Below are 20,482 nucleotides of genomic sequence, written 5' to 3' on the forward strand. Positions count from 1 at the left end.
TCATGAACTCGCAAACTGTAGAAATAACATCTGCTGGCATTAGGAAAATATTGAATAAATATACTCCAGAGCGAGCTATTGCCGAATATGTATGGAATGGATTTGATGCAAAAGCAACCGTTGTAAATATTGATTTTGAAATTGACAATGCAGAATTGGACACAATCAAAAATATTAGAATAACAGACAATGGTACAGGCATCTGCTATGAAGAATTACCTATAAAATTCAAAAAATTCTATGAGTCTCAAAAGAGAATAGCCAACGAGAATAATACTGAATTTACAAGAGGAAAAAACGGTTATGGTCGTTTTACTTTCTATAAATTTGCGAGATTTGCTAATTGGGAAACACGCTATAGTAAAGATGCACAAATAATGTCTTATGACATTAGAATTGATAGCGATACTTTAAAAGACTACACTACAACAGAGCCACTTGTATCTGATGACACAACAACAGGTACTTGTGTCGTTTTTAATGAGATTTCTTCTGATATTTCCAGTTTGTTTATAACGAAGACTCTTATCCCTTATCTAAAGGCTGAATTTGCGTGGTTTTTAGAATTGAAATCCGAATATCAAATATACATCAATGGGCAAGAATTAGATTATTCTTCTATAATAGCAGAACAAGAATCAATATCACCGATATTATCACATAACCAGAAAAATAACATCAACTTTCAATGCAAGTATATCCGATGGAATGTAAAGATGAATGATGAATATTCTCGATTTTACTTCTTGAATAATGACTTGGAGTTAAAATTTACCAAAACGACATTATTAAATAAAAAAGGAGATAATTTTTGGCATTCTGTAATTGTGATTGATGATTTCTTCAATGAAATCAATTGTGATAACGAATTAGACGATAATGCTATTCAACCTAAATTGTTTGATAATTCTGCTGATAGAAAATTATTTAAGGAACTAATTACGCAACTCAATGAGTTTCTCAAAAAGAAAAGACGCCCATTCCTAAAGGAGCAAGCAGAAGTTATGGTAACCAAATATAAGAATGAAGATGTTTTCCCTAAATTTGGTACTGAAGATTGGGATATAGTGCGTAGAGAAGGTTTGGAAAACTTCGTAAAGGAACTATACGAAGTAGAACCTGCTGTTTTCATGAAGTTGAACAAAGAACAAAAAAGAGTTTTCTTAGAACTTCTAAATTTGGTGATGGATAGCGGTGAGCGCGATAGTCTGTTTAAGATTTTAGATGCAGTTGTTGAATTAGACTCGAACGATAGGAAAGAATTTGCAAAAATATTAGAAATAACGAGGTTAAAACAAGTCGTTTCCACGATTAAGCTTATTTCAGACAGATTGCTGACACTGGAGAATCTAAAAAAGATTGTTTTTAATCATACTTTACAAGCCAATGAAGTTCGTGATTTGCAGTCGTTCATAGAAAAACACTATTGGATTTTTGGCGAAGAATATAGAATGGTATGTGCGGAAGAGGTCAAATTTGAAGAGGCTTTAAGAAAATACATTTATATTCTGCGTGGAGTTAGCGAGAAAAAATATATTGCTCACCCTAATAAATACAAAGAAATGGATTTATTTCTTACTGGTACTGATTTTAGGGATGGGAGACCTCATAATATAGTTGTGGAAATCAAAAATCCGACAACTATAAAACAATTAAAATCAGAACAGTTAAATCAATTAGAACAATATATGGATGTTATTCTAAAACAAGATTGTTTTAATGATGCTAATGAGTTCTGGACTTTCATTTTGATAGGACAAGACTATGATGATATTGTAGGTCGAAGGGTCATAAATAAGCTTACTGGTTTAGTCCAAAATGACAGTAATTATAGCCTCTATGTAAAAAAATGGAGTGAAATAACAAATGAGGTGGAACGTAGGCTGAAATATTTGCTTGATAAGCTCAAAATAGAAAGAGCCACTTTATCTAAATCCCAATCATTAAATGAGGTAATGAATGAAGTTTCAAATAACACGGCCGCAATGGTTAGTTGAACTTAATATAGTCATAATGCTCAATATAAAGAATTACAAATTACTCCTGTCACAGATAGCTGTAGCAGGAGTAATTCTCAAAACGGGAGTCTGATACATCTTGTTGTTATATATTATTTCTGTTGCAACAGATGTTTCAGATTCTCGTCACCAGCGATGCGCTCCAACTCGTCGGCGACAATCTGTTTCACCTCCTCCTTGATGCGCCTGTAATTCGCCTTCACCATTTCCTTCATGCAGTCGTTGCCGTTCGCGTCCGCGAAGTCGGTAATGACGGGTATCGGCTTGTAGGCTTTCTCCTCGCGCTTCATTTTCTCGGCATCCACGACAATCTCACAGTGGAAAATCTTCTGCTTGATACGCTCGTTGAAGTTGTCGGACACCGAACCGACGAACATCCCCTGCGTCAAGCCGGAAATTTTGCTCGGCGGGATAAGCGCGTCCATCTGCGTGTTGATGGAGGTGGAAACATCCTGCCGGTTGATGGAGATGGACTGCCGCTTTTGAAGCACCTTTCCGAACCGCTCCGAGAGCGTCTTGGCTGTTTCGCCCACCACCTGCCCGGAGAAGATATTGCCGACCGTGTTCATCACCACTTTCGCCTCGCGGTCCCCATAGTCACGCACCAACTGGCTGAAATCCTGAAAACCCAGACACACGGCAACCTTGTTGCTTCGCGCGGTGGCGATAAGGTTGTCCAGCCCCTTGAAGTATATCGTCGGCAGCTCGTCTATGATGACCGACGACTTCAGCATCCCTTTCTTGTTGATAAGTTTAACGATACGGGAATTATACAGACCGAGAGCCGCCCCGTATATGTTCTGTCGGTCGGGATTGTTGCCCACGCAGAGAATTTTCGGTTCTTCGGGATTGTTGATGTCCAGCGTGAACTCGCTGTCCGACATTACCCAATAGAGCTGCGGGGAAATCATGCGTGACAGCGGAATTTTCGCCGAAGCAATCTGCCCCATTAACTGCTCCGCAGCCCCTCCGAGCCACGCGTCCATGAATGGCGAGAGATAGTTCTCCAGTTCGGGATAAGAGGTCAGAATCGGGAAAATATCCTCGTAACGGCGGTTCAGGAACTCGATGGCATGGGGGAACGTGCAATACTTGCCGTTCTGAAAAATTTTAAGATACCAGATGATAGCCGCGAAAAGGATGATGGGCGATTCCACAAAGAAGTCGCCCTGCTTCTGCACCCAACTCTTGTTTAAATTGAGCATGATGGTGTACGCGCTCTCGTAAGCGTCCGTAATGTCCTCCATGAAATCTGGGTGAATGGGATTGCAACGGTGGCTGCGTCGCGGGTCGTCGAAGTTTATCACGTAGAACTTCGGCTTCACCTTGTATCCCTCCGGGTGGTTGAGCAGATGATTATAGGCTATCGTGGACAAGTCACTGAATTTGAAATCATAGACATACATCGAGAAGCCCTTCTCAATCTGCTGCTTGATGAAACTGTTTACCACCGCGTATGACTTTCCGCTGCCCGGCGTACCCAGCACGATGGAGGCGCGGAATGGGTTCACCACGTTGATCCAGCCGTTGTTCCAACGTTTCCTATAATAAAAGCGGGTGGGCAGATTGACCGAATACTCGCTTTCGATGAGCCGTGTTTCCTGCATGAAGCTCTCGTTCTCGTTGTTGAACACGTCATCCATAAGGTTGTGTTTCAACAGGCGGCTCATCCACAGACCGCCCATCAGCAGGCAGACATAGCCCGTGCCTACGGTCAGCGCGTAAAGTCCCGTCACCGCTTCAACCGGCAGCGGCAATGCCAGTATCCACCAGTTGAGGAAGAACAACACGAACCCTGCGGCAAGTGCCGTCCAGATCCTTCCCCAAGTGATTTTCTCTCCCTTGACGCCCTTCGTCCCCAGACAGGACAGGGCAAGCAGGAGGACGGCGAACAGTTTCGTGTAGAGGATGGAATGGAACAGCCCCGCCGTGCGGTTGAAGTTCATCAGGATTCTGTCCACTACGCCGATGTCCACGCCCCAGAGCCGTATGGCTTCATAGCAGAACCAGTACACGTTCATGACCACTAAAATAATACTCACGGCACGCAGAAAATCCATGATTTTCGCCAATGCCCTCAAATCGTCTTCTTGTTGTGACATAGATTGAAAAATTTTGATGTTGATACTTACGGTTACATTCCCAAGCCCTTGCGCCTCTTCTTTTTCCTCTTGCGCTGCATCGCCCGGATAAAGGCTTCCTCCTCGGCATCCACAGCCGGACCTTCGGGAGTGAGCAGACCGACACCGCCCGCCGTGTTCTCGTGGTCGGATGCGGTCTGTCCGCGCATATCCTCTTCTGTTTCCACCGGAACGGACAGCGGAATCGGCGGCTGTCCGGCATAAGGCAGCGTAAAGTGTTCCTGCAAGGCGTTGGCGGAAAGTTCCTTGCCCATGCGCGAGCCGTTCAGCACGCAGCCCGTTCGGTGGTCTATGAACGTGGCTCCGTAGATGCGCCCTTCCTCCGTGTAGCGCAGTACGGTGTCGATGCCCTTTTCCTTGAGCCGCGAAACGAACTTCTCCTTGTCATACGTGCCTTCAAGCACGGAAAGCACGGTGCGTTTCGTCATGTCGGCGAGTTTCCGGTCCTTAATCTCCTGTTTGGAACGGGCAAACTTCTTCTGCACGGCTTCATAGCCTGCGGACTTCCCGAAAAGCGAGGACTTGAACGGGTTGCCAGTCTTGTTCCCGGCATCATCGGTGACGGAATAGACCAGCCCGTGATACTCACGCCCGCGCACGTTTCCCCGCGCTTCCTCCACCGTCATATTATATAAGGATAGGAGGGCGCGATATTCGCCCATCGTCCGGAAACGGTACTGTCCACTCAGAGCCTTGACGGTATTTCCGACCTGCCTCTTCACGTCGCCCGCCGAAGCGTCCACCTTGCGCAGCGGATTTTCCAGCCGTAGGTTCTTACGCTCCGCCGGGTGCAGCCCGTACTTCCGTTCCAGTTCCCTGCGGATGCGGTCGCTGCGGCGGAAGAGGAAATCCTGATTGAGCCGCCTGCCTTTCTCGTCCACATTGATTGTCACGATGTGCAGGTGGTGACGGTCTATGTCCTCGTGCTTGACAACAAGGTACGGCTGGTTCCCGTAGCCGAGTTTCTCCAGATACTCGCGTGCGATGTCCTGCAATTCCGTATCTGTCAGCACGTCGTCGGGATGCGGGTTGAGCGAGATATGGAGTACCGGTTTCTCCACCCTCGTATGCTCCGGCATACAGGCGAGAAAACCTTCCATCGCCTTGCGTATGTCCACCGTCCCCGTGCCGTCATTGTAGATGCGGTTGGTGGTGAGCAGCCGCCCTTTCGCCCCGTTGATCTTTTCCCCGTTGTAGGCAAGCGCGCCGTACAACGACTTTCCTACACTGATTTTTGCGACCATTTCGCCTCCATTTCCCTTGAAAGTTCCACAATCTGACGGCTCAGTTTCACGAGTTCGACGGTCTGTTGCTCCAGCTTGTAGAGCAACGCCATCGCCTTTTTCTCGGAAAAATGCAGCCTGAGTTCCTTCACGACTTGGTTGTAGTTCGTGCCTACCGCGCGGAACTGCGCATGGAAATCGGACAGTCTGGTGTAGTAATCCACCAGCGTCCTGTCCACTTTCAGCACCCTGAACGGTTGCCCGAAGAAGTGCGCCTTGATGAAAACCGACTTGGCGTAAACGCCCGACTTCTCGAACATGGCGAGGAAACGGTTGTGTTCCTCCTCGTTGAAACGGACGGTGTAACGGAACACCGCCGGGTCAAGTTTGGGATTTCTCCCGGTCTTGTTTCTTTTCTCTTTCATATAAACTTTGGATTTAGCGGATGGACGGCATAAGCCGCCGCTTCTTGGCACAGACACCGCAGGTTTGAAAGGCTTCCCGACTTCGGAGAGGAAGCCCGCCCCCTGCAAGGGCAAGTGCTTTTCGTGGCTGCTCAAAACGTTTTGAGCGGCTGAAAAGACATCTTGCTATGTTCAGGCGAACATAAAAATCCGTCGGGGACGGATTGGGGGAATGCCTTTCAAACTCCGGGCTGCACCACCTGCGGCGAACCCTGCCGTTCGGGTGCAAAGTTACGCCCTTAAAGCGGTATCGGACAGAGGCTTGACCCGGACAATCAGTGCCAACCGGCGCAACATGCCGCCACTTGCCGGGGAAGTGGTACAGGTTCCAAAATATCCTTGTTTATTTGCAGCATGATTCAAGAAACGAACAATTTGAAGATATGAAAAATGAGGCTTTCAAATACCCGGCAAACCGCTTCGGCGGCTATTTGCCTGACCGGATACCCGAACCTTCGGATACCCGGCTTTCCAATGACGCGGTGATTCACGGATTCAATGACTTCATGACGCAATGTCGTCATTCACCAGTTATCCGAATCCCTGCCTCACCGTTGAAGCGGATACGTGACGAACCGGACGGGCGGAGATTCGCGGATGCGGATATACATGTCACCGATTCCGTATCGGAGCAGGAAAACAATTCATCAACCATTAAAACCAACAGAACCATGAGTAATGAAACATTCGTTGCATTCGCAACACAGAAAGGGGGTATCGGCAAATCCACCGTCACGGCACTTGCCGCCAACTACCTCCACAACGTGAAAGGACACAATGTCGCCGTCATAGACTGCGACGCCCCACAGCACAGCATACACGGGTTGCGTGAACGTGAAACGGGACTTATCGGCGGGAGCCTCTATTTCAAGGCACTCGCGTGTGACCACTTCCGCAAGATAAGGAAGAACGCCTATCCGGTCATCGCAAGCGACGCCCTTGACGCCCTCGATGACGCCGAAAGGATGCTTGCCGCAGAAGAGGTGAAACCCGACGTCGTGTTCTTCGACATGCCGGGAACCCTGAAAAGCAACGGCGTGGTCAAGACCCTCTCGCAGATGGACTACATCTTCGCGCCCATGAGTGCCGACCGTTTTGTCGTGGAAAGCACCCTGCAATTCGCCGTGATGTTCCGTGACAACCTCATGACGACGGGACAGGCGAAAACAAAAGGGCTGTACCTGTTCTGGACGATGGTGGACGGCAGGGAGAAGAACGGGCTTTACGACCTGTATGAGGATGTGATCGCCGAGATGGGGCTGCCGGTGCTGTCCACCCGCCTGCCCGACAGCAAGAAGTTCCGGCGCGACCTCTCGGAAGAGCGCAAGAGCGTGTTCCGCTCGACTATCTTCCCGATGGATGCGTCCCTGCTGAAAGGAAGCGGCATCCGTGAGTTCTCGGAAGAGATAAGCCGTATCATCAGACCTCAATAATCATGGGCAGCAGGAAAGTGAACACCGAAGGCATTGACGAGGAACTGTTGATAGCCTCCATCGGCAGACGCAGGCAGGACGGGACCCTGTACCACGCGCAGGAGCCGCCCGCGCCTGCTCCCGAAGAAGAAAGCGTCCCTGAGACGGAACCGCCGCCCGTGCAATACACGGCAAAGGAAAAACCGCAGAGGGACACCGTCCGCCGCAAACGGCAGGAGGACGACTATTCCGGGCTGTTCCTCCGCCGCAACGAGATAAAGACGCGCCAGTGCGTCTATATCAGCCGTGACGTCCACAGCAAGATTCTCAAAATCGTGAACGACATCGCCGGGCGTGAAATCTCGGTAGGCGGCTACGTGGACACCGTGCTGCGCCAACATCTGGAACAGCACAAGGAGAAAATAAACGAACTGTACAAGAAACAACGTGAAGACTTGATTTGAATATGGAAAAGAACCGGAAAAACAGAAGTCCGCAGCATGACGGCGGCGGTATGCTTGCCCAAGTGCAGGCGAGTGTGGAAATCCTGTCCCCCGTGCCGTTAGGCGGCAAATGCGGTGAGAAGGACTATGAACGGCTGTTCATCCGTGAAGCCGAAGTGAAGGCACGCGAGGGAAAGATGGCGTATGTGCGCCCGGAGTACCACGACCGCATCATGCGCATCACCCGTGTGATCGGGCACGACCGGCTGTCGCTGTCCGCCTACATCGACCATGTGCTTACGCACCACTTCAACCAGTGCGAGGAGGCGATAAAGAGCCTTTACGCCCGGAATTACGACGCAGTATTTTAACCCTCAAAAAAGAGAACGTGCATGAGTGAAACAATAAGCATGACTGATATTCTGCTGACCGTATCGGTCGGCTGCAACCTGTGGTTTCTGTTCCTGCTCCTTTATGACAGGATCATGGAAACCAGACTTGTCCGCTTCCTCAGAAGCATAGCCGGACTGTGGCGGTCGTTGGGCGGCACTGCGGCAAAGCCCGAAACAGTAAGGGAAACACCGCCCGCAGACACCCCGGACATCATCGGCAAGAGCCGTTTCAGGATGGCACCGACCCGGACAACCGCTGCCATACCGACGCAAGAAGCCGCCACTTCGGAAAAAGGCATTGAGCTGACGGAGGAAGAGGCTACTTTTGACGACGGAAACACGGAAACCGTGTCCCGTCCCGCACAAGTCCCGGAGGATAAACTCGACGAAACCTTCACGAGCCTCACGCCTTCGGAACTGGAGTTCGGGGAGGACGAGCCGGAGGAAGAAACGCCCGACGCGCCGAGGGCATCGGGAAGCAGTTTCGACGAGATAGACGATGCGGTCAGAACCGCCAAAAAACCGGAAGCGACAGCGACGGAACGGGAGCGGGCGGCAAAGGTCTTCACCGACATGGAAGGGACGGAGCTGTACGAGAAGCTGATGACCGGCTCGTCCGAAATGAGCATCCGCATCAAGGGGCTTATCGAAATCCGGCTGAAGAAGCCGAAAAAGGATTTTGTCGTCCCGGACAATATTGAGGACTTCGACATCCGCGACTATGTATAACGAAAAAAGAAATGGTAATGAAAATGTAAAATTACACCCATGCGGCGAGGAAGCGCAAGGCACGTCCGGTCCGCAACGGACACACCCAAGTCCGTAGAAACAAACGGGCAGCCCACTAAACCAAAGAAAAGTAACCGAGTATCAACCGCCCGATAAAGGACCATCCACCCTTTTGACGGCACAAAACAAGAACAGTTTATGAACAAGAACAACAGACAGAAACTTATCCTATCTGCGGCACTTCTTATTGCCGCAACCGCCTCCGCCTTCGCGCAGGGAAACGGCATCGCGGGCATCAACGAAGCCACCTCTATGGTGAGTTCGTATTTCGACCCCGGCACGAAACTCATCTACGCCATCGGCGCGGTAGTCGGGCTTATCGGGGGCGTGAAAGTGTACGGGAAATTCTCGTCCGGCGATCCCGACACCTCCAAGACTGCCGCCTCGTGGTTCGGGGCGTGCATCTTCCTGATTGTCGCCGCCACCATCCTGCGCTCATTCTTCCTTTAATAAACAATGTATGGCTGAATACCCGATAAACAAGGGTATCGGCCGTCCGGTAGAGTTCAAGGGCTTGAAGGCTCAGTACCTCTTCATCTTCTGCGGAGGTCTGCTGGCTCTCTTCGTCCTGTTCATCATCCTCTACATGGTCGGCATCGACCAGTGGATATGTATCGGCTTCGGCGTGGCATCGTCCTCCGTCCTCGTATGGCAGACCTTCGCGCTTAACGCCCGGTACGGCGAACACGGACTGATGAAATTAGGGCAACAAGGAGCCATCCCCGATACCTTATCAACCGGCGGCGGATCACCCGATTATTCAAACGGAAACGAAAGGAAGAAACGACATGAGGAATACATCCAAAATGACAACACTGGAAAACAAATTCCCGCTAATGGCGGTGGAGCAAGGCTGCATCATATCCAAAGACGCCGACATCACGGTGGCTTTCGAGGTGGAGCTGCCGGAGCTTTATACCGTGACGGGCGCGGAGTACGAGGCGATACACGGCTGCTGGTGCAAGGCGATCAAGGTGCTGCCGGACTTCTCCGTCGTCCACAAGCAGGACTGGTTCATCAAGGAGAAGTACACGCCGGAACTTCACAAGGACGACATGAGTTTTTTGAGCCGCTCTTTCGAGCGTCACTTCAACGAGCGTCCGTACCTGAAGCACACGTGCTACCTCTACCTGACCAAGACGACAAAGGAGCGTAACCGGATGCAGAGCAATTTCAGCACGCTGTGCCGGGGGCATATTATCCCGAAGGAGCTGAATAAGGAAACCGCCGCGAAGTTCATGGAGGCTGCGGAACAGTTCGAGCGCATCATCAACGACAGCGGCTTCGTCAGGCTGCGCCGCCTCTCCACCGACGAGATCGTGGGGACGGACGGCAAAGCCGGGCTGATAGAGCGTTACTTCTCACTCATGCCCGAAGGCGACGCCACGTTGCAGGACATCGACCTCTCGGCAAGGGAGATGCGCATCGGTGACAACCGCCTGTGCCTGCACACCCTGTCCGACGCGGAAGACCTGCCCGGCACGGTGGCTACCGACACCCGGTATGAGAAACTCTCCACCGACCGCTCGGACTGCCGCCTCTCCTTCGCCTCCCCGGTGGGGCTGCTGCTCTCCTGCAACCACATCTACAACCAGTACGTGATTATCGACAACAGCGAGGAGAACCTCCAAAAATTCGAGAAGTCCGCAAGGAATATGCAGTCGCTCTCGCGCTATTCGAGGAGCAACAGCATCAACCGCGAGTGGATAGACCGCTACCTGAACGAGGCGCACTCCTACGGGCTGACCTCGGTGCGGGCGCACTTCAACGTCATGGCGTGGAGCGACGATGCGGAGGGACTGAAACACATAAAGAACGACGTGGGCAGCCAGCTGGCAAGCATGGAGTGCGTGCCGCGCCACAACACCATCGACTGCCCGACACTTTATTGGGCGGCTATGCCCGGCAATGCTGCGGACTTCCCGGCGGAAGAGAGTTTCCACACCTTCATCGAACAGGCTGTGTGCCTCTTCACGGAGGAAACCAACTATCGCAGCTCGCTCTCGCCCTTCGGCATCAAGATGGTGGACAGGCTCACGGGAAAGCCGCTGCACCTCGACATCAGTGACCTGCCGATGAAGCGGGGCATCACCACGAACCGTAACAAGTTCGTATTGGGTCCTTCGGGCAGTGGCAAGTCGTTCTTCATGAACCACCTCGTGCGGCAATACTACGAGCAGGGCGCGCATGTGGTATTGGTGGACACGGGAAACTCCTATCAGGGGCTATGCGAGATGATACGGCGCAAGACGGGCGGCACGGACGGCGTGTATTTTACCTACACGGAGGAGAAGCCCATCAGCTTCAACCCGTTCTATACCGACGACTACGTGTTCGACGTGGAAAAGAAGGACAGCATAAAGACGCTGCTGCTGACGCTCTGGAAGTCGGAGGACGACAAGGTGACGAAAACCGAAAGTGGAGAATTGGGCAGTGCCGTGAGTGCCTACATCGAGCGCATCAGGCAGACAGGAGCATCGTCCCCTCGTTCAACACCTTCTACGAGTACATGCGCGACGACTACCGCAGGGAACTGGCGGAGCGTGACATCAAGGTGGAGAAGGAGGACTTCAACATCGACAACATGCTTACCACCATGCGGCAGTATTACCGGGGCGGACGCTACGACTTCCTGCTCAACTCGGCGGAGAACATCGACCTGCTGGGCAAGCGGTTCATCGTCTTCGAGATCGATTCCATCAAGGACAACCGCGAACTGTTCCCGGTAGTGACCATCATCATCATGGAAGCCTTCATCAACAAGATGCGCAGGTTGAAGGGCGTGAGAAAGCAGCTTATCGTGGAAGAGGCTTGGAAGGCTCTCTCGTCGGCAAATATGGCTGACTACCTGCGCTATATGTACAAGACGGTGCGCAAGTATTTCGGTGAGGCAATCGTGGTGACGCAGGAGGTGGACGACATCATTTCCTCGCCCGTCGTCAAGGAGAGCATCATCAACAACTCCGACTGCAAGATACTTCTTGACCAGCGCAAGTACATGAACAAGTTCGACCAGATTCAGGCGTTGCTCGGACTGACGGAGAAGGAGAAGTCGCAGATACTCTCCATCAACATGGCGAACAACCCCTCACGGCTCTACAAGGAGGTGTGGATAGGCTTGGGCGGCACGCAGTCGGCGGTCTATGCCACCGAGGTGAGCGCGGAAGAGTATCTGGCGTACACCACCGAGGAAACGGAGAAGGTGGAGGTGTACCGTCTGGCGGAGCAGCTGGGCGGAGACATCGAAGCCGCCATCCGGCAGCTTGCCGAAAGGCGGAGAAACAAGAAATAAGTAATCAATAATCGGTAAAACAGATTTATCAACGAAAAAAAGAAAAGCGTATGAGCATATCAAGAATGAAGATGCTGCAAGTCAGCAAGTGTCTGATCGGACTGGCGGTCATGGTGCTGCAATCCTGCGACGTGGCGGAGAACCGCCGCGACCTGCTGTGCGGGAACTGGGAAAGCGTGGAGGGCAAGCCCGACGTGCTTATCTACAAGGAGGGCGAAGCCTACAAGGTGACGGTATTCAAACGGAGCGGCATCCGCCGCAAGCTGAAACCGGAAACCTACCTCTTGCAGGAGGAGAACGGCAACCTGTTCATGAACACCGGCTTCCGCATCGACGTGGCGTATAACGAAGCCTCCGACGTGCTGACCTTCTCACCCAACGGGGACTACGTGCGTGTGAAGCAGCAGCCGGAAACTCCGGCAGAAAAATAAGAACCGCTAAAATCCAAAGAAACATGAGAACAAGAATAACATTCGCCATCTGCCTGTGCCTGCTTTTCGCGGGCAGGGCTTCCGCCCAATGGGTCGTGAGCGATCCGGGCAATCTGGCGCAGGGCATCATCAACGCCTCGAAGAACATCATCCACACCTCGAAGACCGCCGCCAACATGGTGAACAACTTTCAGGAAACGGTGAAAATCTACGAGCAGGGCAAGAAGTATTACGACGCCCTCAAATCGGTGAACAATCTGGTCAAGGACGCCCGCAAGGTGCAGCAGACCATCCTGATGGTAGGCGACATCACGGACATCTACGTGACCAGCTTCCAGAAGATGCTGCGCGACGACAACTTCACGGTGGAGGAACTCGGAGCCATCGCCTTTGGGTACACGAAGCTGCTGGAAGAATCCAACGACGTGCTGACGGAGCTGAAGAACGTGGTGAACATCACCACGCTCTCCATGACGGACAAGGAGCGCATGGACGTGGTGGAACGCTGCCACTCCAAGATGAAGCGTTACCGCAACCTCGTGAGCTACTACACCAACAAGAACATCAGCGTGAGCTACCTGCGTGCGAAGAAGAAAAACGACCTCGACCGCATCATGGGGCTGTACGGGAGCATGAACGAAAGATACTGGTAGCCTATGGAGTTCGACAACCTTCACCAGATTCTCCGCTCGCTCTACGAGCAGATGATGCCGCTGTGCGCTGACATGGCGGGCGTGGCGAAAGGCATCGCCGGGCTGGGCGCGCTCTTCTATGTCGCCTACCGGGTATGGCAGTCGTTGGCGAGAGCCGAACCGATAGACGTCTTCCCGATGCTCCGCCCATTTGCCATCGGTCTGTGCATCATGTTCTTCCCTACGGTGGTGCTTGGCACGATAAACAGCGTCCTCTCGCCCGTCGTGCAGGGCACGGCGAAACTGCTCGAAACGCAGACGCTGGACATGAACAAGTACCGGGAGCAGAAGGACAGGCTGGAATACGAGGCGATGGTGCGCAATCCCGAAACCGCCTACCTCGTGTCCAACGAGGAGTTTGACAAGCAACTGGAGGAATTGGGCTGGTCGCCCTCCGACATGGTGACGATGGCGGGGATGTATATCGACCGGGGGATGTACAAGATGAAGAAGGGCATCCGCGACTTCTTCCGCGAGATACTGGAACTGATGTTCCAAGCCGCCGCCCTCGTGATAGACACCATCCGCACATTCTTCCTCGTGGTGCTGGCGATACTCGGTCCGATAGCCTTCGCCATATCGGTGTGGGACGGCTTCCAAAGCACGCTCACGCAGTGGATATGCCGCTACATACAGGTCTATCTGTGGCTGCCCGTGTCGGACATATTCAGCACCATACTCGCCAAGATTCAGGTGTTGATGCTCCAGAGCGACATCGAGCGCATGCAGACCGACCCCAACTTCTCGCTGGATTCCAGCGACGGGGTGTATATCGTGTTCATGATAATCGGCATCATCGGCTACTTCACCATTCCGACGGTGGCGGGCTGGATCATCCAAGCCGGGGGCATGGGCGGCTACGGGCGCAACGTGAACCAGATGGCGGGACGCGCCGGAAGCATGGCGGGCAGCGTGGCGGGTGCAGCCGCAGGCAACATGGTCGGACGTGCCGGGAAACTGCTGAAATAATCAATGTGCAATTATAAACGGAAAAGTAAAATGGAATTCAAATCACTTAAAAACATCGAATCATCGTTCCGGCAGATACGCCTGTTCGGTATCGTCTTCCTCTCGCTGTGCGCCGTGATAACGGTATGGAGCGTGTGGAGTTCCTACCGCTTCGCGGAGCGGCAGCGTGAGAAGATCTATGTGCTGGACAACGGCAAGTCGCTGATGCTGGCACTCTCGCAGGACCTCTCGCAGAACCGTCCGGCGGAAGCGAGGGAGCATGTGCGCCGCTTCCACGAGCTGTTCTTCACGCTCTCGCCCGAAAAGAGCGCGATAGAACACAACGTGAAGCGTGCGTTGCTGCTGGCGGACAAGAGCGTGTACAACTACTATTCGGACTTCGCCGAGAAGGGGTACTACAACCGCATCATCGCCGGTAACATCAACCAAGTGCTGAAGGTGGACAGCGTGGTGTGCGACTTCAACGGCTATCCCTACCGTGCCGTGACCTACGCCACGCAGAAGATCATCCGGCAGAGCAACGTCACCGAGCGCAGCCTCGTGACCACCTGCCGCCTCTTGAACTCGTCCCGTTCGGACGACAACCCCAACGGTTTCACCATCGAGGGATTCACCATCATCGAGAACAAGGATTTACAAACCATCAAAAGGTAACAGGCATGAAAGGAATCGGAAAATCACTATGGAGTACCTATTGGAAACTCCACGATAAAAAGAAAATGCTGATAGCAAGGCTCAAGGGCTATCTGGACGGCTTGCCGCCGAAGATACGCAGGCGCATCGTGCTGGCAATGCTCGCCGCATTCGCCGCACTTGCCCTCTACACCTTCGGCAAAGCCGTGTATGACATCGGCAGGAATGACGGCAGCCGGATGGAGATAGACCATGCCGGACAGGTGGAACTGTCCGTGAAGCCGGATAACAATCACAATGTAATACCTTATTTATATGGAACAGACGAAGAATGAACCAAAAAACGAGAACAAGGCGGCTCCCGGTAACGGCAAGCCGAAAAAGGAGCGCAAGCCGCTGACCGAAGCCCAACGCTGAAACGCCAGAAAATGATAGTGCTTCCCGCTATGGTGCTGGTATTCATCGGGGCGATGTGGCTGATATTCGCCCCGTCCTCCGGCAAGGAGCAGGAGCCGGGAACAGGCGGCTACAATATCGAGATGCCCGATGCGGACAAGGAGAACCGCCGGATTATCGGTGACAAGGCGAAAGCCTACGAGCAGGGGGCAATGGAGGAACGGCAGGAGAACCGCAGCCGCGCCATGCAGCAGTTGGGCGACCTGTTCGACCGCGAAACGGCGGCAGCGGATAGGGACAGCGATTTCGACCTTGCCAATCCCGGCGGAACGGAAGAGGCGGAGAAACCCGCACCGAAGACCATCCAGTCCTCGGCAGCCGCCTACCGCGACCTCAATGCCACGCTCGGCAACTTCTACGAGCAGCCGAAAAACGACAATGCGGAGATGGACGAACTGCTGGAACGCATCGCCACGCTCGAATCCGAACTGGAAAGCGGAAAAGAGAGAAGCTCCACGATGGACGAGCAGGTGGCACTCATGGAAAAATCCTACGAGCTGGCGGCGAAGTACATGGGAATCAGAACGGCACGCGGGCGGCAGCGGGACAGACCGCAGAGCCGTCCCCCGTGCAGAAAGCCGGAAAGAACACGGCAAAACCCGTAAGGCAGGTGACGCATCAGGTGGTGTCCTCGCTCGGACAGCCCATGAGTAATGCCGAGTTTGTCGCTTCCTTCTCGCAGGAACGCAACCGCAGTTTCAACACGGCGGTGGGTGTCACGACCGTATCGGACAGGAACACCATACCGGCATGTGTCTATGGGGCGCAGAGCGTGACGGACGGGCAGGCGGTCAGGTTACGGCTGTTGGAGCCGATGGCGGTAGCTGATAGGATCATCCCCCGTAATGCGGTGGTGGTCGGCGCAGCCAAGATTCAGGGTGAACGGCTTGCCATCGAAATCACCTCGCTGGAACACGACGGCACGGTTATCCCGGTGGAGTTGGAGGTCTATGACACGGATGGGCAGCCCGGCATATTCATACCCAACTCGATGGAGATGAACGCTGTCCGGGAGGTTGCCGCCAACATGGGCGGCTCGCTGGGGAGCAGCATCAACATCTCCACCAATGCCGGGGCGCAGCTTGCCTCCGACTTGGGAAAAGGACTGATACAAGGCACGAGCCAGTACATTGCCAAGAAGATGCGTACCGTCAAAGTGCATCTGAAAGCCGGGTACAGGGTCATGCTCTATCAGGAAGTGAATTAAGGAAACAATCAAATTTTTATTTACCACTAAAAATCCAAAGTAATGAGAAAAGTAATCATGATGTTTGCCCTCGCTATGGGCATCGCAACTGCCAACGCGCAGGAAAACGTAACCGTTGAAACGCCCAACAGAAGTGACCAACTGACCTTGACAAAGGAGGTCTATCCGCAGAAAGAAGCGGACGGAGACCTGTATCACGGTCTGACGAGAAAGCTGGGCTTTGACCGCATGGTCCCCCCGCACGGCTTGGAAGTGACCTACGACAAGACCGTGCATGTCATCTTCCCGGCGGAAGTGCGCTATGTCGATTTAGGCTCGCCCGATCTGATTGCGGGCAAAGCCGACGGTGCGGAGAACGTCATCCGCGTGAAGGCAACCGTGAGGAACTTCCCGAACGAAACCAACATGTCCGTAATCACGGAGGACGGGAGTTTCTACACCTTCAACGTGAAGTACGCCGCCGAACCGCTGCTGCTCAACGTGGAGATGTGCGACTTCATCCATGACGGCGAGGCGGTGAACCGTCCGAACAACGCGCAGGAAATCTACCTGAAAGAGCTGGGCAGTGAAAGTCCCATGCTGGTGCGCCTTATCATGAAGTCCATCCACAAGCAGAACAAGCGTGAGGTGAAGCATATCGGCTGCAAGCGTTTCGGCATCCAGTACCTTCTGAAAGGCATCTACACGCACAACGGGCTTCTGTATTTCCACACGGAAATCAGGAACCAGAGCAACGTGCCTTTCGATGTGGACTACATCACGTGGAAAATCGTGGACAAGAAGGTGGCGAAGCGTACCGCCGTGCAGGAGCGTATCATCCTGCCGCTTCGCGCGCAGAACTACGCCACGCTCGTGCCGGGCAAAAAAAGCGAACGCACGGTCTTCACGATGGCGAAGTTCACCATACCCGACGGCAAGTGCCTCGTTGTGGAACTGAACGAGAAGAACGGCGGTCGTCACCAGTCCTTCGTGATCGAGAACGAGGATTTGGTGCGCGCCAATACCATCAACGAACTTCAAGTGCGCTGACCATGAGAAAGTACATCGCAATAATCATCGCGTCGCTTGCCCTGTTCACGGGGCAGGCGCACGCCCAGCGATGCCTGCCGAAGATGCAGGGCATCGAGGTAAGGGCGAATCTGGCGGACGGATTCAAACCCGGCGGCAACGACGGCGGGTACAGTTTAGGGGCTGCTCTCTCCACTTACACGAAGAAGGGGAACAAATGGGTATTCGGAGGTGAGTATCTCCTGAAAAAGAGCCCCTACAAGGACACTTCCATACCTGTGGCGCAGTTCACGGCGGAGGGCGGCTACTATTTCAAGATACTTTCCGATGCCCGCAAAATCGTGTTCGTCTATGCGGGGGCTTCGGCTCTCGCCGGGTATGAATCGGTGAATTGGGGCGAAAAGGTGCTGTATGACGGCTCCACGCTGCATGACCGGGACGCCTTCATCTACGGCGGTGCGCTGACGCTCGATGTGGAGTTTTACGTGGCTGACCGTATCGCCCTGCTCGCCAACCTCCGGGAGCGTTGCCTGTGGGGTGGCGACACGAAGAAGTTCCACTGCCAATGGGGGCTGGGCATCAAGTTCGTCATCAACTGACACACGCCGCATGGAAGGGACCAATATAGACGCCATGAGGCAAATATCCCTCGCGGACTTTCTCGCACGGTTGGGACATGAGCCTGTACGGAGGAGCGGAAACGAGCTGTGGTATCGTGCGCCGTACCGCAGTGAACGCACCCCCTCTTTCCGTGTGAACGTGGCGAAACAGCTCTGGTACGACTTCGGTTTGGGCAAGGGCGGTGACATCTTCACGCTTGCCGGGGAGTTTGCCCGAAGCGGTGACTTCATGGCGCAGGCAAGATTCATAGCGGAAACCGCCCGTATGCCGTTTGTCGCATCGGAAAAGCCGTTGTACCTGCCGGAACCGTCCGAACCTGCCTTTGAGGGGGTGGAAGCCGTCCCACTGCTCCGCTCACCATTAACAGAGTATCTGGCGGAACGGGGCATCCCTTATGCCGTTGCATACCGCCACTGTTGCCGCCTGAACTATGGCGTGCGTGGAAAGCGGTATTTCACAATCGGTTTCCCGAACGTGGCGGGCGGCTATGAAATCAGGAGCAAACTATTCAAAGGTTGCATACCACCGAAAGATGTGTCACTGATAAAACCGGAAGATACCGCCTCTGACGTATGCAGCGTGTTCGAGGGCTTCATGGACTTTTTGTCCGCTGACACACTCGGCATAGGCGGCAATGGCGACAGCCTTGTGCTGAACTCCGTCGCCAACGTGGGTAAGGCGGTGAAACACTTAGACGGGTATGGACGCATCGACTGCTTCCTCGACCGTGACGAAGCCGGGCGGAGGACGCTGGAAGCCCTCAAAGGACACTACGGCGGACGTGTCTGTGACCGTTCCGCACTCTATGACGGTTGCAAGGACTTGAACGAGTATCTGCAACTGACAGCAAAAAAAGAAATGAACAATAACTTAAAAATCAAAGGACAATGAACATACTGAACAACAAGAACAAGAGAATATCCATCTTCAAGGCGTTGGCACTCTGCCTGTTCGCCGCCGTGTCGCTCACGCTCGCATCGTGCGATGACGACATGGACATCCAGCAATCCTATCCCTTCACGGTGGAAACCATGCCCGTGCCGAACAAGGTCACGAAGGGGCAGACGGTGGAAATCCGCTGTGAGCTGAAAAGGACGGGCGAATTTGCCAACACGCTCTACACCATCCGGTATTTCCAGTTCGAGGGGGAAGGCACGCTGAAGATGGCGGGCGGCATTACCTTCCTGCCCAACGACCGCTACCTGCTTGAAAACGATAAGTTCAGGCTGTACTACACGGCAGATGGCGACGAGGCGCACAACTTCATCGTGGTGGTGGAGGACAATTTCAAAAATTCCTACGAATTGGAATTTGACTTCAACAACCGGAACGTGAAGGACGACATTCAGACCGTCATCCCCATAGGCAATTACAAACCTCTGCCAAGATGATGCGTGTATTCATGGCTATCCTCTGTTCGCTGCTGGCGGTCTGCTCCGTGTCCGCACGGGACAGCCGTCAGAAGGGGACGGACGGGCAGGCGGCAATCTACCGCCTGCCGCCTTTCGAGTGGGCAGTTCGGTGTACGAAGTATTTTGAAGGCTGGCACTCGGAAAAACATCACCCGTATGTGGGGTATGGACACCGGTTGCAGCCGGGGGAAAGGTATTCGGCACGCACCATGACGAAGCGACAGGCGGACGCGCTTCTGCGGAAAGACTTGCGGAAGTTCTGCGCCATGTTCCGCCAGTTCGGGCGTGACAGTCTGCTCCTTGCCACGCTCGCCTACAATGTCGGTCCATACCGGCTTTTGGGGAGCGGGAAGATACCCAAAAGCAAACTGATCCGAAAGCTGGAGGCTGGCGACAGGAACATTTACCGGGAATATATCGCTTTCTGCAACTACAAGGGTAAACGGCACGCCATGCTGCTCAAACGGAGAAAGGCGGAGTTTGCGCTGCTGTACATTCCGTAACATGGCAAATGCCTGACAAATGAAAATCCGATGAAGCCGCAACTTCATCGGATTTTCCGCTTTTCATACATTCGGGATTTTTCCTTTGCCGATTACTTCACCGTTCCTGCAATGCTCTATGATGCCGGGCAAAAATCCCATCTCCCCGATTGCGATATGCCGGATATACTCCGCATATTCCTGACCTTGAAAATTCCTCCCCGTGAGGTTTTTGAAAATCATCCTTATGCTTGTTCCGTCATCACTGTACAGGATGATTTTTCCGTTCTGTCTGATTTCTTCCATGATTAAAACTTGTTTTTGTGAATACTATCGTAGATTGGGACAGCGGTTTCTTTGCTACTTTCTTTGTCCGCCATCATGCTCACCGAAAGAA

The 20,482-nt window shown here is 53.0% G+C and carries 20 protein-coding genes and 3 pseudogenes; 19 read left to right on the forward strand and 4 right to left on the reverse strand.

Annotated features, from left to right (window positions below; genetic code table 11):
* The first annotated feature begins 2 nt into the window (after nt 1-2).
* A complete protein-coding gene (locus DXA15_RS06070) occupies nt 3-1,997 on the forward strand; it encodes an ATP-binding protein (protein ID WP_008645594.1) in 1,995 nt (664 codons plus the stop codon).
* A gap of 113 nt (nt 1,998-2,110) precedes the next feature.
* On the opposite strand, the gene mobC is transcribed toward DXA15_RS06070, so the two are convergent.
* The 3 genes from mobC to mobA are packed head-to-tail and all read right to left on the reverse strand — an operon-like array spanning nt 2,111 to nt 5,807.
* Nucleotides 2,111-4,120, reverse strand: a complete 2,010-nt coding sequence (mobC, locus tag DXA15_RS06075) for a conjugal transfer protein MobC (protein ID WP_008645597.1) — start codon at nt 4,118-4,120, stop codon at nt 2,111-2,113.
* A 32-nt stretch (nt 4,121-4,152) separates the two neighbouring features.
* A complete protein-coding gene (mobB, locus tag DXA15_RS06080) occupies nt 4,153-5,403 on the reverse strand; it encodes a conjugal transfer protein MobB (RefSeq protein WP_008645598.1) in 1,251 nt (416 codons plus the stop codon).
* Nucleotides 5,382-5,807 (reverse strand): conjugal transfer protein MobA, encoded by a 426-nt coding sequence (gene mobA, locus DXA15_RS06085; protein WP_005944180.1) that lies wholly within the window; start codon nt 5,805-5,807, stop codon nt 5,382-5,384. The genes mobB and mobA overlap by 22 nt, the downstream gene beginning before the upstream one ends.
* A gap of 422 nt (nt 5,808-6,229) precedes the next feature.
* On the opposite strand from mobA, the gene DXA15_RS06095 reads away from it, so the two are divergent.
* The 18 genes and pseudogenes from DXA15_RS06095 (at nt 6,230) to DXA15_RS06180 (ending at nt 20,106) form a co-directional block, all read left to right on the forward strand.
* Nucleotides 6,230-7,279 carry a ParA family protein gene (locus DXA15_RS06095; RefSeq protein WP_008645599.1) on the forward strand — a complete coding sequence of 350 codons (1,050 nt, stop codon included), beginning with the start codon at nt 6,230-6,232 and terminating at the stop codon, nt 7,277-7,279.
* Nucleotides 7,280-7,281: 2 nt separating this feature from the next.
* Nucleotides 7,282-7,722: a DUF3408 domain-containing protein gene (locus DXA15_RS06100; RefSeq protein ID WP_005944168.1), complete on the forward strand. Its 441-nt coding sequence runs from the start codon at nt 7,282-7,284 to the stop codon at nt 7,720-7,722.
* Nucleotides 7,723-7,724: 2 nt separating this feature from the next.
* The gene (locus DXA15_RS06105; protein WP_008645600.1) at nt 7,725-8,072 is read left to right on the forward strand and encodes a DUF3408 domain-containing protein; all 348 of its coding nucleotides are present in this window, start codon (nt 7,725-7,727) and stop codon (nt 8,070-8,072) included.
* Nucleotides 8,073-8,093: 21 nt separating this feature from the next.
* Nucleotides 8,094-8,822, forward strand: coding sequence for a hypothetical protein (locus DXA15_RS06110; protein ID WP_008645601.1), 729 nt, complete (start codon nt 8,094-8,096; stop codon nt 8,820-8,822).
* A 198-nt stretch (nt 8,823-9,020) separates the two neighbouring features.
* Nucleotides 9,021-9,332: a DUF4134 domain-containing protein gene (locus DXA15_RS06115; protein WP_008645602.1), complete on the forward strand. Its 312-nt coding sequence runs from the start codon at nt 9,021-9,023 to the stop codon at nt 9,330-9,332.
* Between the two features lie 10 nt (nt 9,333-9,342).
* Nucleotides 9,343-9,674 (forward strand): annotated as a pseudogene (locus DXA15_RS06120) (DUF4133 domain-containing protein).
* A pseudogene (locus DXA15_RS06125) lies at nt 9,671-12,174 on the forward strand (TraG family conjugative transposon ATPase). The pseudogenes DXA15_RS06120 and DXA15_RS06125 overlap by 4 nt, the downstream one beginning before the upstream one ends.
* Before the next feature lie 50 nt (nt 12,175-12,224).
* On the forward strand, nt 12,225-12,605 hold the full coding sequence (locus tag DXA15_RS06130) for a DUF3876 domain-containing protein (protein WP_008645992.1): 381 nt from the start codon (nt 12,225-12,227) through the stop codon (nt 12,603-12,605).
* A 23-nt stretch (nt 12,606-12,628) separates the two neighbouring features.
* Nucleotides 12,629-13,258 carry a DUF4141 domain-containing protein gene (locus DXA15_RS06135; RefSeq protein WP_008645990.1) on the forward strand — a complete coding sequence of 210 codons (630 nt, stop codon included), beginning with the start codon at nt 12,629-12,631 and terminating at the stop codon, nt 13,256-13,258.
* Between the two features lie 3 nt (nt 13,259-13,261).
* Nucleotides 13,262-14,266 carry a conjugative transposon protein TraJ gene (traJ, locus tag DXA15_RS06140; RefSeq protein WP_008645989.1) on the forward strand — a complete coding sequence of 335 codons (1,005 nt, stop codon included), beginning with the start codon at nt 13,262-13,264 and terminating at the stop codon, nt 14,264-14,266.
* Nucleotides 14,267-14,296: 30 nt separating this feature from the next.
* Nucleotides 14,297-14,920, forward strand: a complete 624-nt coding sequence (gene traK, locus DXA15_RS06145; RefSeq protein ID WP_004308925.1) for a conjugative transposon protein TraK — start codon at nt 14,297-14,299, stop codon at nt 14,918-14,920.
* Between the two features lie 5 nt (nt 14,921-14,925).
* Nucleotides 14,926-15,234 carry a TraL conjugative transposon family protein gene (locus DXA15_RS06150; protein WP_008645986.1) on the forward strand — a complete coding sequence of 103 codons (309 nt, stop codon included), beginning with the start codon at nt 14,926-14,928 and terminating at the stop codon, nt 15,232-15,234.
* Nucleotides 15,215-16,562: pseudogene (gene traM / locus DXA15_RS06155) on the forward strand (conjugative transposon protein TraM). The gene DXA15_RS06150 and the pseudogene traM overlap by 20 nt, the downstream one beginning before the upstream one ends.
* Nucleotides 16,563-16,604: 42 nt before the next feature.
* Complete coding sequence (gene traN, locus DXA15_RS06160; protein ID WP_008645982.1) at nt 16,605-17,591, forward strand: conjugative transposon protein TraN; 987 nt, start codon at nt 16,605-16,607, stop codon at nt 17,589-17,591.
* 2 nt (nt 17,592-17,593) lie between these two features.
* Complete coding sequence (locus tag DXA15_RS06165; protein ID WP_008645981.1) at nt 17,594-18,169, forward strand: conjugal transfer protein TraO; 576 nt, start codon at nt 17,594-17,596, stop codon at nt 18,167-18,169.
* Nucleotides 18,170-18,179: 10 nt separating this feature from the next.
* Nucleotides 18,180-19,082, forward strand: coding sequence for a toprim domain-containing protein (locus tag DXA15_RS06170; protein ID WP_008645979.1), 903 nt, complete (start codon nt 18,180-18,182; stop codon nt 19,080-19,082).
* Nucleotides 19,079-19,582 (forward strand): DUF3872 domain-containing protein, encoded by a 504-nt coding sequence (locus DXA15_RS06175; RefSeq protein WP_008645978.1) that lies wholly within the window; start codon nt 19,079-19,081, stop codon nt 19,580-19,582. Before DXA15_RS06170 ends, DXA15_RS06175 begins: the two co-directional genes overlap by 4 nt.
* Nucleotides 19,579-20,106, forward strand: a complete 528-nt coding sequence (locus DXA15_RS06180) for a lysozyme (RefSeq protein ID WP_032536910.1) — start codon at nt 19,579-19,581, stop codon at nt 20,104-20,106. Before DXA15_RS06175 ends, DXA15_RS06180 begins: the two co-directional genes overlap by 4 nt.
* A 63-nt stretch (nt 20,107-20,169) precedes the next feature.
* Here the strand turns inward: DXA15_RS06180 and DXA15_RS06185 are convergent, their stop codons facing one another.
* Entirely contained in the window at nt 20,170-20,391 is a 222-nt protein-coding gene (locus DXA15_RS06185) for a hypothetical protein (RefSeq protein ID WP_008645976.1), read from the reverse strand.
* Between the last annotated feature and the right edge of the window lie 91 nt (nt 20,392-20,482).

The organism is Parabacteroides sp. AM58-2XD, assembly GCF_003463685.1.
Taxonomy (GTDB): domain Bacteria; phylum Bacteroidota; class Bacteroidia; order Bacteroidales; family Tannerellaceae; genus Parabacteroides; species Parabacteroides segnis.

Excerpts from the sequence above, each read along its gene's own strand:
- DXA15_RS06100 (WP_005944168.1), top strand. The coding sequence starts at position 7,282 with ATGGGCAGCAGGAAAGTGAACACCGAAGGCATTGACGAGGAACTGTTG.
- DXA15_RS06150 (WP_008645986.1), top strand. The coding sequence starts at position 14,926 with ATGAAAGGAATCGGAAAATCACTATGGAGTACCTATTGGAAACTCCAC.
- traJ (WP_008645989.1), top strand. The coding sequence starts at position 13,262 with ATGGAGTTCGACAACCTTCACCAGATTCTCCGCTCGCTCTACGAGCAG.
- mobC (WP_008645597.1), bottom strand. The coding sequence starts at position 4,120 with ATGTCACAACAAGAAGACGATTTGAGGGCATTGGCGAAAATCATGGAT.
- DXA15_RS06130 (WP_008645992.1), top strand. The coding sequence starts at position 12,225 with ATGAGCATATCAAGAATGAAGATGCTGCAAGTCAGCAAGTGTCTGATC.
- traK (WP_004308925.1), top strand. The coding sequence starts at position 14,297 with ATGGAATTCAAATCACTTAAAAACATCGAATCATCGTTCCGGCAGATA.
- DXA15_RS06070 (WP_008645594.1), top strand. The coding sequence starts at position 3 with ATGAACTCGCAAACTGTAGAAATAACATCTGCTGGCATTAGGAAAATA.
- DXA15_RS06095 (WP_008645599.1), top strand. The coding sequence starts at position 6,230 with ATGAAAAATGAGGCTTTCAAATACCCGGCAAACCGCTTCGGCGGCTAT.
- DXA15_RS06115 (WP_008645602.1), top strand. The coding sequence starts at position 9,021 with ATGAACAAGAACAACAGACAGAAACTTATCCTATCTGCGGCACTTCTT.
- DXA15_RS06170 (WP_008645979.1), top strand. The coding sequence starts at position 18,180 with ATGGAAGGGACCAATATAGACGCCATGAGGCAAATATCCCTCGCGGAC.
- DXA15_RS06165 (WP_008645981.1), top strand. The coding sequence starts at position 17,594 with ATGAGAAAGTACATCGCAATAATCATCGCGTCGCTTGCCCTGTTCACG.
- DXA15_RS06175 (WP_008645978.1), top strand. The coding sequence starts at position 19,079 with ATGAACATACTGAACAACAAGAACAAGAGAATATCCATCTTCAAGGCG.
- DXA15_RS06180 (WP_032536910.1), top strand. The coding sequence starts at position 19,579 with ATGATGCGTGTATTCATGGCTATCCTCTGTTCGCTGCTGGCGGTCTGC.
- traN (WP_008645982.1), top strand. The coding sequence starts at position 16,605 with ATGAGAAAAGTAATCATGATGTTTGCCCTCGCTATGGGCATCGCAACT.
- mobA (WP_005944180.1), bottom strand. The coding sequence starts at position 5,807 with ATGAAAGAGAAAAGAAACAAGACCGGGAGAAATCCCAAACTTGACCCG.
- DXA15_RS06135 (WP_008645990.1), top strand. The coding sequence starts at position 12,629 with ATGAGAACAAGAATAACATTCGCCATCTGCCTGTGCCTGCTTTTCGCG.
- DXA15_RS06185 (WP_008645976.1), bottom strand. The coding sequence starts at position 20,391 with ATGGAAGAAATCAGACAGAACGGAAAAATCATCCTGTACAGTGATGAC.
- mobB (WP_008645598.1), bottom strand. The coding sequence starts at position 5,403 with ATGGTCGCAAAAATCAGTGTAGGAAAGTCGTTGTACGGCGCGCTTGCC.
- DXA15_RS06105 (WP_008645600.1), top strand. The coding sequence starts at position 7,725 with ATGGAAAAGAACCGGAAAAACAGAAGTCCGCAGCATGACGGCGGCGGT.
- DXA15_RS06110 (WP_008645601.1), top strand. The coding sequence starts at position 8,094 with ATGAGTGAAACAATAAGCATGACTGATATTCTGCTGACCGTATCGGTC.